Genomic DNA, 12,083 nt, shown 5'->3' with positions numbered 1-12,083 from the left:
TTATGCCACAAATTTCCCGCTATAGTGACGAACACGTTGAACAACTGCTGAATGAGATGCTCAACGTACTGGAAAAACATAAGGCGCCGACCGACCTTTCCCTGATGGTTCTGGGAAACATGGTGACTAACCTTATCAATACAAGCATCGCACCGGCCCAGCGCCAGGCGATTGCCAACTCTTTTGCCCGCGCATTGCAGTCTTCGGTAAACGACGACCAAGCGCATTAAGAGCCTGCTCCGGGGAAACGAACAATAGTTTATGGTAACTCATCGTCAGCGCTACCGTGAGAAAGTCTCCCAGATGGTTAGCTGGGGGCACTGGTTTGCCTTGTTCAACATTCTGTTGGCCATGGTTCTCGGTAGCCGTTACCTGTTTGTCGCCGACTGGCCGACAACCCTTGCAGGTCGTGTTTATTCCTACCTGAGCGTTGTCGGGCATTTTAGCTTTCTGGTGTTTGCCACCTATCTGCTAATCCTGTTTCCCCTGACGTTTATCGTCATGTCCCAGAGGCTGATGCGATTCTTATCAGCTATTCTGGCGACAGCTGGCATGACGCTGTTGTTAATCGACAGCGAAGTTTTCACCCGCTTCCACCTGCACCTTAACCCGATAGTCTGGGAACTGGTCATTAATCCTGACCAGAACGAAGCGGCGCGTGACTGGCAACTGTTGTTTATCAGCGTGCCGGTTATCCTGTTAATAGAAATGTTGTTTGCGACCTGGAGCTGGCAAAAGCTGCGCAGCCTGACGCGTCGTCGCCATTTCGCAAAACCGTTAGCGGCATTCTTCTTCGTTTCTTTTATCGCCTCGCATGTGGTGTATATCTGGGCAGATGCCAATTTCTATCGCCCGATTACCATGCAACGCGCAAACCTGCCGCTCTCCTACCCGATGACGGCGCGTAAGTTTCTGGAAAAACATGGCCTGCTGGATGCGCAAGAGTATCAGCGTCGCCTGATCGAACAGGGTAATCCGGAAGCGGTTTCCGTGCAGTACCCGCTCAGCGAACTGCACTATCGCGATCTGGGCACCGGCCAGAACGTTCTGCTGATCACCGTAGACGGCCTGAACTACTCACGCTTTGAAAAACAGATGCCTGCGCTGGCTGAGTTCGCCGGGCAGAATATCTCCTTTACGCGTCACATGAGCTCAGGCAACACCACGGATAACGGGATCTTTGGCCTGTTCTATGGCGTATCACCAAGCTACATGGACGGCATTTTGTCGACCCGAACGCCTGCGGCGCTGATCTCTGCACTGAACCAGCAGGGTTATCAGTTAGGGCTATTCTCCTCGGATGGCTTTACCAGCCCGCTTTATCGTCAGGCGCTACTGTCAGATTTCTCCATGCCGAGCGTGCAAACGCAATCAGACGAACAAACCGCAAGCCAATGGATTAACTGGCTGGGACGCTACGCGCAGGAAGATAATCGCTGGTTCTCCTGGGTCTCCTTTAACGGGACAAACCTTGATGACAGTAACCAGAAGAACTTTGCCAAACGCTACGCCAGCGCCGCTCAGGATGTGGATGCCAATATTAACCGTGTTCTTAGCGCCCTGCGCGACTCGGGTAAACTGGACAACACGGTGGTGATTATTACCGCTGGCCGCGGTGTGCCGCTGACTCAGGAAGAGAACAACTTTGCCTGGTCGCGCGGTCATCTGCAGGTTCCTCTGGTGATTCACTGGCCGGGAACACCTGCCCAGCGTATCAATAGCCTGACCGATCATACAGACCTGATGACGACGCTGATGCAGCGCCTGCTGCATGTCAGCACGCCGGCTAACGAATACTCGCAGGGGCAGGATTTGTTCAATGCTACACGTCGCCATTACTGGGTGACCGCCGCTGACGGCAGCACGATGGCAGTGACTACGCCAGAGATGACGCTGGTGCTGAACAACAACGGAAATTATCAGACCTATGATTTACGTGGCGAGAAAATAAAAGATCAGAAACCGCAGCTCAGCCTGCTGCTACAGGTTCTGACGGATGAGAAACGATTTATTGCTAACTGATTAATTATAAATCAGTTAGTGAGGCATCCTCTTGCATTCGTAGCGGAAAGCAGTAGTATTAGCAGCCATAGCGTCGGCACGTAGCGCAGCCTGGTAGCGCACCGTCATGGGGTGTCGGGGGTCGGAGGTTCAAATCCTCTCGTGCCGACCAAAAATCCCTAAAAAAACCAACCCTTGCGGTTGGTTTTTTTTATGTCTGCGATTCCGCATTCCTGAGTTTTACAGCAGCCTTCAGCACAGGTTTTGCTACTTACCCATGCACAAATTGGGGTAAAATTCATCCTCTCATCAGCGCGGTGAATCTGGACGATTGATGCGCTGAAAACAATAATGATACTAATAAAAGCTCAGGAGAATAGTATGCCTGAAGTAACGCCTTTTCGGGTGCTGATTGTCGACGACCACCCGCTCATGCGGCGGGGAATTAGTCAATTATTGCAACTGGATCCCGCATTTGACGTAGTCGCTGAAGCTGGCGACGGCGCAAGTGCTATCGATCTGGCAAACCGTCTGGACCTTGATGTGATCCTGCTGGATCTCAATATGAAAGGTATGAGCGGGCTGGACACCCTGAATGCGCTGCGTCGGGACGGCGTCACCGCGCAAATTATTATTCTTACCGTATCGGATGCCGCCAGCGATGTGTACGCCTTAATTGATGCCGGCGCGGATGGTTATTTACTGAAAGATAGCGATCCTGAAGTCTTGCTGGAAGCCATTCGTAACGGTGCCAAAGGCGGTAAAGCGTTTAGCGCTCGCGTTAGCGAATATCTGCGCGAACGTGACCTGTTTGGTGCGCAGGAAGATCCATTCAGCATTCTCACCGAACGCGAGCTGGATGTATTGCATGAACTTGCTCAGGGACTGTCGAACAAACAGATTGCATCAGTGCTGAATATTTCTGAACAGACGGTGAAGGTGCATATTCGCAACCTGCTGCGCAAACTCAATGTGCGTTCTCGCGTTGCTGCCACCATCCTGTTTTTGCAAACGCGCGGCATGCAGTAATCAATGAGATGCCGGATGACGACGCAGCAGCGTCTTATCCGGCCTACAAAGCTCGCACAGGCCCGAAAGCAGCACGCCTTCGGGTAATCTGGACTCTTACTTCTCCTGCGGCGTTAGCTGCTCCATCGCCTGCTTAATGCTGCGTTCTATCACCGCCCGACGGGTATCATTGGCCGGTAATAATTTCAGCATCATCTCCCACGCCGCAACCGCCTCGCCGAAGCGCTGCTGTTCAAAAGCGTTAAACGCGTACATGCTGAGAACCCGCACGTTGGCATGCTCGCCGCGCACCAGCTGGCGTAACAGCTCCCCTCCCCGGCGGTTATCGTCAGGATCGGATGAACGGGTCAGTGCTTCCGCATAACCCAGCGCCGCATCGCTGTTTTTAGGATCCAGTCGATAGGCATTGGCATAGGCTTCAGTGGCCGTACTGGCGTTACCGAGTACCATGCCAATACGCCCAAGCATGATCCAACCTTCAACGTTTGTAGGATCGGCTTGTAAACGCGTACGCAGCCCCAGCGCCAGACGTGTCATATCCTCTTCATTGAGCGGGTCAGCTTTCGGATCCAACGCGCGTTCCAGCAGCGCCGGAGCCTGAGCGGTGGCCTGCTGCCAGACCTGAACCTGCTTATAGCTGCCGGTTTCATAATAGCTCACCGCGCCAACGATCAGCGCCACCACGATGCCGGGCACAAACAACCCAAATCCACCGCGTTTGCCATCCGGGATAACGTCGTCAGGAAACTCTTCCAGCTTCACCCGGACGCGTCGGCGAGTACGGGCAAAAATAATCCAGCCGCCCAAACCAATCGCTACCACCGGCATCACCCACAAAAGCACTGTAAGCGGCGTCAACGGTGGATCGTAGGTGACGAAGTTGCCGTAGCGCGCCACCATGTAGTCGACAATCTCTTTCTGACTTTTTCCTTCCTGCATCAGTTCGTACACTTTCTGGCGCAGGTCAGTGGCAATCATCGAGTTAGAATCGGCGATACTGTTGTTCTGACATTTAGGACAGCGCAGCTGTTCAGTAAGCTGACGGAACTGCTGCTCCTGCGCTTCATCCTTAAACTGCATCACATCGATGGTCGCCAGCGCAGATCCCGAGATAACCAGCATCAGCAGGCCCAGTAAAAATCTCATTGCGCAGCCTCCTTACTGTACTTATCCCACAACGGTTTGATCTCGCTCTCCCACACCCTGGCATTCAAATCACCGGCATGGCGATAGCGAATAATACCTTTACCGTCGATCAGGAACGTTTCCGGCGCGCCGTACACGCCAAGATCCAGACCGAGCATACCGTCGCCGTCAAACAGGCTTAATGAGTAAGGATTGCCCAGCTCTTTCAGCCAGACAATGGCTTTCTGACGATCGTCTTTATAGTTCAGACCCACCACCCGCACGCCTTGTGCAGACAGCTGGTTCAGATACTGATGTTCGGCGCGACAGGTCGGACACCAGGTCGCCCAGACGTTCAGCAGTACCGGTTTGCCCTGGGTCAGCACATCGGCCTGATAATGCTGACCCGGATTCTCCAGCGACTCCAGGCGGAATGTCGGAACGGGTTTGCCGATCAGCGCCGATTCCAGATTCGTGGGATCGTCCCCCTGAGCGTTACGCGCCAGCTGCCACAGCAGCGCCGCCGCAATGATCAGAAAAATAATAAACGGAATTAACAGTGCGTTGCGCTTCATACAGCCTCCGACGCATTTTTTTGCACCGCTGCGCGAGGACGCGTGCGCTGACGATAGCGTGGATCAAACAGGCAGAACAATCCGCCCAGCGCCATCAGCAATCCTCCGGCCCAAATCCAGCGAATAAACGGTTTGTAGTACAGACGCACAGCCCATGCGCCGTTATCCAGTTCTTCACCCAGCGCGGCGTACAGATCGCGCGTGAACCCGCCGTCAATTGCCGCTTCGGTCATTATCGAACTGGTGCTGTTATAGAAGCGTTTTTCCGCATGCAGCGTGGCTTCCGGTTTACCATCTCGGGTAACGCCAATAATGGCGACACCGCCCCGGTAGTTAGGTCCGGTAATATCTTTCACTTCGCGGAACGTGAACTGATAGTTATGGATACTGACGCTATCACCCGCTTTCATGCGCACATCGCGTTCAACGCTGTAGTTCTGGCTGAAGGCAATACCGACAATAGTAATCGCCAGCCCAACGTGGCCCGACACCATGCCCCAATAGCTTGGTGTTAACTTCGTTCCGCGGGAAACACGCAGGAACGCTTCGGACATCGCCAGCACAAATATCCAACATGCCATCGCCAGCCCTACCACCGTCATAGCGGCAATGCGATCCTCAAACAACCACGGCAGCAGCAGCGACAGAACAAGCGTGGTGACAAACGCGATAATCAGTAACGTTTTCAGTTTACGCGGTCGGTCACGGCCCCAGCGCACTAATGGCCCAATTCCCAGCAACAGCGCGAACGGCGCCATCAGCCAGGTAAACATGGTGTTGAAGAACGGTTCGCCAATCGAAATGCTGCCCAGACCCAGCTGTTTGTGCACCAGCGGCAGCAGCGTGCCCAAGAGCACCACCAGCATGGCGGCAATCAGCAGAACGTTGTTGCCCAACAGCAGAGATTCACGCGACCACAGCGCGTTGTTTACCCGTGAACGGACCTTGTGACCGCGCACCGCAAACAGCAGCAGGGAGCCGCCAATCACCAATACCATAAAGGCCAGAATAAACATCCCGCGTGACGGATCGGAGGCGAAGGCATGCACCGATACCAACACGCCGGAGCGCACCAGGAAAGTACCTAACAGGCAAAGCGAGAATGCGCAGATTGACAGCAGCAGCGTCCAGGCTTTAAAGCTGGCACGCTGTTCGGTTACCGACAGCGAGTGCATCAGCGCCGTTCCCACCAGCCATGGCATAAACGAGGCGTTCTCAACTGGATCCCAGAACCACCAACCGCCCCAGCCCAGCTCGTAATAGGCCCAGGCCGAACCGAGCACAATACCCAGCGTCAGGAACACCCACGCCGCCAGCGTCCACGGACGCGAAAAACGGGCGAAGGTACTGTCCAGTCGTCCGCTCATCAGCGCGGCAATCGCAAACGCGAAGGCCACGGAGAAGCCGACATACCCCATGTACAGCAACGGCGGATGGAAAATCAGCCCCGGATCCTGCAACAGCGGGTTCAGGTCGCGCCCTTCAATAGGGAAGTTGGGCAACGTACGGGCAAACGGGTTGGAGGTAAACAGAATAAACAGCAGAAAGCCAACGCTTACCATCCCCATCACCGCCAGCACGCGAGCAACGATGTCCAGCGGCATTCGCTGGCTGAACGCCGCAACGGCGAACGTCCAGCCGCTCATCAGCAGCACCCATAGCAACAGCGAGCCTTCATGAGCCCCCCAGGTTGCTGCCACCCGATACCAGACCGGAAGCTGGGTATTGGAGTTGCTGGCAACGTAGGTGACGGTAAAGTCATTAACCACGAAGGCGTTGACCAGAATCAGGAACGCCCCCATCACGCAGATAAACAGAACCCAGGCAAAAGGCCGCGCGGAGGCCATCATTCGCACGTCGCCGCGCGCTACGCCCCACAGCGGATAGACTGACAGTAGTAACGCCACGCCGAGCGCAAGGCACAACAGCGCATTGCCAATTTCAGGCATCATGACGTTTTATCCTTATAAACACTTTCCGGGCGACGATGGTTTTCCTGCATCGCTTTTTCGACTTCCGGCGGGGTGTAATTCTCATCATGTTTGGCAAGAACCTCTTTGGCCTGCACATGATTTCCTTCGTCCAGTTCGCCCTGAACAACGACACCCTGCCCTTCGCGGAACAGATCCGGCAGAATGCCTTCGTAGGTGACATCCACCACACCTTCGGCGTCATAGATACTGAAATTCACCTTCAACGACTGCGGATCGCGCTTTACGCTACCGGGCATCACCATTCCGCCCACGCGCAGGCGCTGACCGACTTCGGGCATCTGCTGCGTTTCGCGCTTACCGTAGAGTATCTCTCCCGGCGTATAGAACAGGTCAATATTAGAACGCAGCGCATAAAGCACCAGCGTAATGGTCAACGCCAGACCCGCCAGTACCGCACAGGCTATCCATAACCGATTTTTACGTCGAATATTCACGCCGCCTCCCGTTGCACTTGCGCCGCACGCATACGCGCTTCTCTCGCCCGCTGCTGCGCCACACCGCGTAAAATTGCGCGATGTTGTAACGCGGAATGCAGTACCAGCACCACCAGCGGGATAACGCTCATCGCTACGGCAAGCCAGACATACAAGGCGTAGCCGCCCATCGCGAAAAAATCACTCCATGATGCAAATGCAGGGGTCATTGGCGGCCTCTTTTTAAGATCAGTTCGCTCACCCACGGGCGGCGTTTTTCCATCATCAAAATCAGGTTACGCATGCGCATCAGCGCCAGCGTGACAAACAGTAACAGGTAGCCGACGATCGCCAGACGCAGCGGCGTACGCATCGCCGGATCGATGCTTTGCTGCATGCGGGTAGAACCCTGATGCAGCGTATTCCACCACTCAACCGAATAGTGGATAATCGGTAAGTTGACCACGCCAATCAGCACCAGAATACCGGCGGCACGACCTGCCAGACGGCGGTCGTCAAAGGCATGCCACAGCGCAATGGCGCCCACGTAGAGAAACAGCAGCACCAGTTCAGAGGTGAGTCGAGCATCCCAGACCCACCAGGTTCCCCACATCGGTTTGCCCCATGCGGAGCCGGTCACCAGCGCAATAAAGGTAAACACTGCACCAATCGGCGCCATCGCAGCCAGCGCCAGATTGGCCATTTTCATCTGCCAGACCAGGCCGATAAACGCGGCAACAGCCATCGAGGCATAAATGCCCATCGACCAGATTGCCGCCGGAACGTGCAGATAAATAATGCGATAGCTCTGCCCCTGCTGATAGTCCGCAGGCGCAAAACCAAAGCCCCAGACCCATCCCGTTATCAGTACCACCGCGCTGGCAATCGCCAGCCACGGGATAAACCAGCCACAGATCTGATAGAGCCGAGGGGGCATCGCCAATTGATGAAGTGTTTTCCACATAGTTCAGTCACCAGACTCCATAAATTAAAATCCGTTGTGCCAGAGCACCTTGCCCGGCCTACACATCTAATTCTCGTTACTGCACGCTTATCCGTAACGCCGCAGCTGTGGCAAACGGGCTTAACGTGGCGCTGCCGACCAGCAACGCGCCCAGAATTGCCATGTACCCTTCAACCGGTAAGTGCATAGAAGCCGCATCCATCGCGGCGGTTGCAAAAATCAGTAAGGGTATGGTGAGCGGGAGCACCAGCACGCTTAACAACACGCCGCCGCGCTTTAAGCCCACCGTCAGTCCCACACCCGGCGCACCGAGGAAGCCCAGCGTCGGCGTTCCGAGTAACAACGTCAGCGCCATAATTTTCCAGCTGTACATATCCATGCCCAGCAGCAGCGCCACTAGCGGCGAGAGGATCAACAGCGGCAGGCCGGTCACGACCCAGTGCGCCATCACTTTCGCCAGCACCACGGCCGGTAGCGGTAACGGCAGCAGCATCAGTTGCTCAAGGCTGCCGTCCTGTAAGTCATCACGAAACAAGCGCTCCAGCGCCAGCAATGACGCCAGCAGCGCCGCAACCCAAATGATGCCCGGCGCAATGCGCGCCAGTAGCTGCGGCTCCGGCCCAATGCTCAGCGGGAACAGCGTAATAACAATCAGGAAGAACCATAAAGGATTGGCGATTTCCGCACTATGACGAAACGCAACTCGCAGTTCTAAACGGAAGATTCGCCACATCATTGCGTTGCCCTCTCGCTGGTCAGCGCAATACGTCGCACTTTATCGGTTTCGACATTGAGCGGTTGGTGGGTGGTGAGAATAACAATACCGCCCTGCTCTGTATGCTGCGCCATACGCTGAGTCAGTCGCTCAACGCCGTTCACATCAATGGCGGTAAAGGGTTCATCGAGGATCCACAGCCGGGCGCGGGTCAGCCACAAACGGGCCAGCGCCACGCGCCGCTGTTGTCCGGCGGAGAGCTGGTTCACCGGAATATCTTCATATCCGGCAAGTCCCGCCTGTGCCAGCGCAGCCAGACACTGTGCAATGTCGCCGTCATGATGGAAGAAACGCAGGTTCTCCAACGCCGAAAGCCGGGTTTTTATCCCCGGCTGATGTCCGATCCACAGCAGTTGCTGATGGTAGCTGTCCCGCACGTGATGCAGCGGCTGCTCTTGCCAGCAAACCTCCCCTGCATCGGGACGCGCCAGCCCGGTAAGCAACCGCAGCAGAGTAGTTTTCCCTGCGCCGTTGCTGCCGGTAATTTGTACCCATTCCCCTGCGTTGACGCGAAATGACAGATTGCTGAACAGTATTCTGTCATCTCGCTCGCAAAGTAATTCTCTGGCTTCAAGCATACCTGGTTATCTACATCCTGTTAAAAGCCCGGTTTGACTTCGCGCATATCAGGCAGTTTGTGCGCTATCCCTTTATGACAGTCAATACAGGTTTGCCCGTCTTTCACGGCCTGGTCGTGCATTTTGGCCGCAACGCCTTTCTGGGCGGTTAAATCCATAAACTCGAAGTTGTGACAGTTTCGGCACTCTTGCGAATTATTATCTTTCATACGCCGCCACTCATTTTGCGCCATCGTCAGACGATGGTCTTCAAATTTCTGCGGTGTATCTATCAGCCCCAGTGCTTTCGCGTACAGCTCTTTACTGGCCTTGATCTTACGAATCATTTTCGGGCCCCACTCATGCGGGACGTGGCAATCAGGGCAAGTCGCTCGCACACCACTGCGGTTGTTGTAGTGTACGGTTTCCATGTATTCCTGGTATACCGTATTGCGCATTTCGTGACAGCTAATGCAGAACTCTTCTGTATTGGCCTTTTCCATACCGGTATTAAAGCCGCCCCAGAAAATAATGCCGCCCACAAAGCCGATTAACAACAGCGTGCCGAGCGCCAGACGGCTGGGGCGACGCCACCATTGCCAGACGCGCTTAATCCAGCCTGGTTTACGGTTAGAATTTTCCATAATGACCTCTTATTTCCCGTAACCTTTCGAGGGGGTGAAGGTATTTTCAACAATCGGCGCGGCGTCAGCCTGCGGAACGTGACATTGCAGGCAGAAATAACGACGCGGCGCAACTTCAGCCAATACCTTGCCGTCGCTGTCCATAAAGTGCGTCGGACTGATGCGCGGCGCACCGGTAGTGCGATAGCTTTCCACACCGTGGCATTGCAGGCAGCGGTTAGTGTTAGTCGTCACCTGATACCCTTCAACGCTATGCGGAACCATCGGCGGCTGATTCACATAGTTCAGCGGCATGCGCTCTTGCTCTTTCGGCATGCGAATCGCCCCTTCCTGTGTTCCTGAGACTTCCGGTGACTGGCTCAGATCCACTCCATTTGCAGCCCAAACGGCCCCACTGACGACCAGGGCAAGCAGGGCCGTCCATTGACACAGCGTCTTAATCAGGTCATGGCTTTTCATGATTTCGCTCCCGAACTCCATCGTGTTGTTATTGTAAAAACATCCTCAGAACAGACATCCACGCAGCGACCGCAGGCCATGCAATCGCGGCTGGTTACCTGCACCGGACTTTGCTCATCCAGCACCGGCGCACGTAGCACATGCGGTTCCGGGCAAACATGAAAACAATCCATACAGCGGTTACATCTGTTACGTTCTTTTGCCGAAACGGTTAATGCCCCTTTGCTTCCCACCACGCTATACAGCGCACCCAGTGGGCAAAGATGCCCGCACCAGCCATGCTCAACGACCAGTAAATCAAATAAAAACAGCGCGAGGATCAGCAGCGCTCCGCTACCGAATCCCATTACCAGGCTCCGTCCAAGCAGAGAGACTGGATTTATCCACTCCCACAACAGCGTACCGGTCAGGGCGGAACCGACCAGGATAACCACCAGCAGGACGTACCGTATATGGCGTGGCAGGGTTGCGGACTTATTCAGGTCAAACCTTCTGCGCAACCAACTGGCTAAATCGGTAACCGGGTTCATGGGACAAACCCAACTGCAAAACAGTCGCTTACCTGCCAGGGCATACAGCACCGTGATGATAGCTGCTCCCGTTAACGCCACCGTCGCCGGCAGATGCCCGCTGGCCAGGCTTTGCAGAGTAATCAGCGGATCGGTGAACGGGATAGCGTCCAGCAACAGGCTGCTACTGTAGTTGCCATGCAGGATCCACACGCCAAGCCACGGGCCGCTGAGGAACATCGCCAGTATCAGAAATTGACTCAAACGACGCAGCAGCAGCCAGCGATGACTCTTCCACCATCCTTTTTTTGCCTGCGCTTCACGCCCGGCATCACGTTTACGATTTGCCATTGTTCCCCTCCAGCCAACCGAAGCGGTAATGGTGTCCTAACTCCCCTTTCGCCAGCGACAGCGGCAGTACTTTTATTGCTGGCTGTTCCAGTACGCAGACTTTTTCGCATTTCCCACAGCCGGTACAGGCATCGCTGTGCACGGTCGGAATAAACCGCGCATGCTTGCCGGTACGCATATTGCGGTCCAGCTCCAGGGTGATCGCCTCATCAATTTTCGGGCACTCGCGATAGCAAACGTCGCAGCGCAATCCCTGATAGTTGAGGCAGTTTTCGTGATCCAGCAGTACCGCCAGCCCCATACGCGAATCGTCAATGGATTCAATTTCCCTGTCCAACGCGCCGCTCGGGCAGACTTTGGCACACGGAATGTCCTCACACATTTCGCAGGGAATATCACGGGCGACAAAATATGGCGTACCGGCCGCCAGCCCGGAGGCCAGCGTTGCCAGCTTCAGCGTGTCATAGGGACATGCCTGAACGCACTGACCGCAACGTACGCAGGCGCTGGCGAATGCCTCCTCGCTCAGTGCACCTGGCGGGCGCAACCGCACGCCGGTTGCGCGTGCGGTTTGTTGTTGCAACCCCAGCGCCACGCCAACGACGGCCAGCCCGCCCGCTGCGCGAACCATATCGCGCAGAAAGCGGCGGCGGCCATTTTGGGGTTTTGCTGACCGGGACATAACGC

At 55.3% G+C, this 12,083-nt stretch carries 15 protein-coding genes and 1 tRNA gene; 4 read left to right on the top strand and 12 right to left on the bottom strand.

The features are described 5' to 3' along the window. The first annotated feature begins 2 nt into the window (after positions 1-2). The 4 genes from OGY10_RS02605 to narP all read left to right on the top strand — a co-directional run bounded on the left by OGY10_RS02605 (position 3) and on the right by narP (position 3,030). Positions 3-230, top strand: a complete 228-nt coding sequence (locus tag OGY10_RS02605) for a YejL family protein (protein ID WP_003027506.1) — start codon at positions 3-5, stop codon at positions 228-230. A 31-nt stretch (positions 231-261) separates the two neighbouring features. Continuing rightward, entirely contained in the window at positions 262-2,022 is a 1,761-nt protein-coding gene (gene yejM / locus OGY10_RS02600) for an LPS biosynthesis-modulating metalloenzyme YejM (protein WP_057066518.1), read from the top strand. Positions 2,023-2,096: 74 nt separating this feature from the next. Further along, positions 2,097-2,173, top strand: a tRNA-Pro gene (locus tag OGY10_RS02595). Between the two features lie 209 nt (positions 2,174-2,382). Beyond that, complete coding sequence (gene narP, locus OGY10_RS02590) at positions 2,383-3,030, top strand: nitrate/nitrite response regulator protein NarP (protein WP_003834605.1); 648 nt, start codon at positions 2,383-2,385, stop codon at positions 3,028-3,030. Positions 3,031-3,126: 96 nt separating this feature from the next. On the opposite strand, the gene OGY10_RS02585 is transcribed toward narP, so the two are convergent. From OGY10_RS02585 to napG, 12 genes are all read right to left on the bottom strand, one after another. Then, positions 3,127-4,176 carry a cytochrome c-type biogenesis protein CcmH gene (locus OGY10_RS02585; RefSeq protein ID WP_032944027.1) on the bottom strand — a complete coding sequence of 350 codons (1,050 nt, stop codon included), beginning with the start codon at positions 4,174-4,176 and terminating at the stop codon, positions 3,127-3,129. Beyond that, the gene (gene dsbE / locus OGY10_RS02580; protein ID WP_003834613.1) at positions 4,173-4,730 is read right to left on the bottom strand and encodes a thiol:disulfide interchange protein DsbE; all 558 of its coding nucleotides are present in this window, start codon (positions 4,728-4,730) and stop codon (positions 4,173-4,175) included. Before dsbE ends, OGY10_RS02585 begins: the two co-directional genes overlap by 4 nt. Then, positions 4,727-6,682 (bottom strand): heme lyase CcmF/NrfE family subunit, encoded by a 1,956-nt coding sequence (locus OGY10_RS02575; protein ID WP_191226987.1) that lies wholly within the window; start codon positions 6,680-6,682, stop codon positions 4,727-4,729. Before OGY10_RS02575 ends, dsbE begins: the two co-directional genes overlap by 4 nt. Then, entirely contained in the window at positions 6,679-7,158 is a 480-nt protein-coding gene (ccmE, locus tag OGY10_RS02570) for a cytochrome c maturation protein CcmE (protein ID WP_003834619.1), read from the bottom strand. The genes OGY10_RS02575 and ccmE overlap by 4 nt, the downstream gene beginning before the upstream one ends. After that, positions 7,155-7,367 carry a heme exporter protein CcmD gene (gene ccmD / locus OGY10_RS02565; protein ID WP_020996676.1) on the bottom strand — a complete coding sequence of 71 codons (213 nt, stop codon included), beginning with the start codon at positions 7,365-7,367 and terminating at the stop codon, positions 7,155-7,157. Before ccmD ends, ccmE begins: the two co-directional genes overlap by 4 nt. Beyond that, the gene (locus tag OGY10_RS02560) at positions 7,364-8,101 is read right to left on the bottom strand and encodes a heme ABC transporter permease (protein ID WP_003027538.1); all 738 of its coding nucleotides are present in this window, start codon (positions 8,099-8,101) and stop codon (positions 7,364-7,366) included. Before OGY10_RS02560 ends, ccmD begins: the two co-directional genes overlap by 4 nt. 76 nt (positions 8,102-8,177) lie before the next feature. Further along, on the bottom strand, positions 8,178-8,837 hold the full coding sequence (ccmB, locus tag OGY10_RS02555) for a heme exporter protein CcmB (protein WP_048215891.1): 660 nt from the start codon (positions 8,835-8,837) through the stop codon (positions 8,178-8,180). Next, positions 8,834-9,454, bottom strand: coding sequence for a cytochrome c biogenesis heme-transporting ATPase CcmA (gene ccmA / locus OGY10_RS02550; protein WP_008785298.1), 621 nt, complete (start codon positions 9,452-9,454; stop codon positions 8,834-8,836). The genes ccmB and ccmA overlap by 4 nt, the downstream gene beginning before the upstream one ends. A gap of 20 nt (positions 9,455-9,474) precedes the next feature. Beyond that, positions 9,475-10,077, bottom strand: a complete 603-nt coding sequence (gene napC / locus OGY10_RS02545; protein WP_003027548.1) for a cytochrome c-type protein NapC — start codon at positions 10,075-10,077, stop codon at positions 9,475-9,477. 9 nt (positions 10,078-10,086) lie between these two features. Continuing rightward, positions 10,087-10,536 carry a nitrate reductase cytochrome c-type subunit gene (napB, locus tag OGY10_RS02540; protein ID WP_003834627.1) on the bottom strand — a complete coding sequence of 150 codons (450 nt, stop codon included), beginning with the start codon at positions 10,534-10,536 and terminating at the stop codon, positions 10,087-10,089. After that, positions 10,533-11,396: a quinol dehydrogenase ferredoxin subunit NapH gene (gene napH / locus OGY10_RS02535; RefSeq protein ID WP_286576173.1), complete on the bottom strand. Its 864-nt coding sequence runs from the start codon at positions 11,394-11,396 to the stop codon at positions 10,533-10,535. The genes napB and napH overlap by 4 nt, the downstream gene beginning before the upstream one ends. Then, the gene (napG, locus tag OGY10_RS02530; protein WP_003834629.1) at positions 11,383-12,078 is read right to left on the bottom strand and encodes a ferredoxin-type protein NapG; all 696 of its coding nucleotides are present in this window, start codon (positions 12,076-12,078) and stop codon (positions 11,383-11,385) included. The genes napH and napG overlap by 14 nt, the downstream gene beginning before the upstream one ends. Positions 12,079-12,083 lie beyond the last annotated feature (5 nt).

The organism is Citrobacter sp. Cpo148 (assembly GCF_030332375.1).
In the GTDB taxonomy this organism is placed as follows: domain Bacteria; phylum Pseudomonadota; class Gammaproteobacteria; order Enterobacterales; family Enterobacteriaceae; genus Citrobacter; species Citrobacter portucalensis.
The sequence above is the reverse complement of the archived record's forward strand: the minus strand, read 5'-3'. Positions and strand labels throughout refer to the sequence as shown.

Excerpts from the sequence above, each read along its gene's own strand:
- OGY10_RS02605 (WP_003027506.1), top strand. The coding sequence starts at position 3 with ATGCCACAAATTTCCCGCTATAGTGACGAACACGTTGAACAACTGCTG.
- yejM (WP_057066518.1), top strand. The coding sequence starts at position 262 with ATGGTAACTCATCGTCAGCGCTACCGTGAGAAAGTCTCCCAGATGGTT.
- narP (WP_003834605.1), top strand. The coding sequence starts at position 2,383 with ATGCCTGAAGTAACGCCTTTTCGGGTGCTGATTGTCGACGACCACCCG.
- OGY10_RS02585 (WP_032944027.1), bottom strand. The coding sequence starts at position 4,176 with ATGAGATTTTTACTGGGCCTGCTGATGCTGGTTATCTCGGGATCTGCG.
- dsbE (WP_003834613.1), bottom strand. The coding sequence starts at position 4,730 with ATGAAGCGCAACGCACTGTTAATTCCGTTTATTATTTTTCTGATCATT.
- OGY10_RS02575 (WP_191226987.1), bottom strand. The coding sequence starts at position 6,682 with ATGATGCCTGAAATTGGCAATGCGCTGTTGTGCCTTGCGCTCGGCGTG.
- ccmD (WP_020996676.1), bottom strand. The coding sequence starts at position 7,367 with ATGACCCCTGCATTTGCATCATGGAGTGATTTTTTCGCGATGGGCGGC.
- OGY10_RS02560 (WP_003027538.1), bottom strand. The coding sequence starts at position 8,101 with ATGTGGAAAACACTTCATCAATTGGCGATGCCCCCTCGGCTCTATCAG.
- ccmB (WP_048215891.1), bottom strand. The coding sequence starts at position 8,837 with ATGATGTGGCGAATCTTCCGTTTAGAACTGCGAGTTGCGTTTCGTCAT.
- ccmA (WP_008785298.1), bottom strand. The coding sequence starts at position 9,454 with ATGCTTGAAGCCAGAGAATTACTTTGCGAGCGAGATGACAGAATACTG.
- napC (WP_003027548.1), bottom strand. The coding sequence starts at position 10,077 with ATGGAAAATTCTAACCGTAAACCAGGCTGGATTAAGCGCGTCTGGCAA.
- napB (WP_003834627.1), bottom strand. The coding sequence starts at position 10,536 with ATGAAAAGCCATGACCTGATTAAGACGCTGTGTCAATGGACGGCCCTG.
- napH (WP_286576173.1), bottom strand. The coding sequence starts at position 11,396 with ATGGCAAATCGTAAACGTGATGCCGGGCGTGAAGCGCAGGCAAAAAAA.
- napG (WP_003834629.1), bottom strand. The coding sequence starts at position 12,078 with ATGTCCCGGTCAGCAAAACCCCAAAATGGCCGCCGCCGCTTTCTGCGC.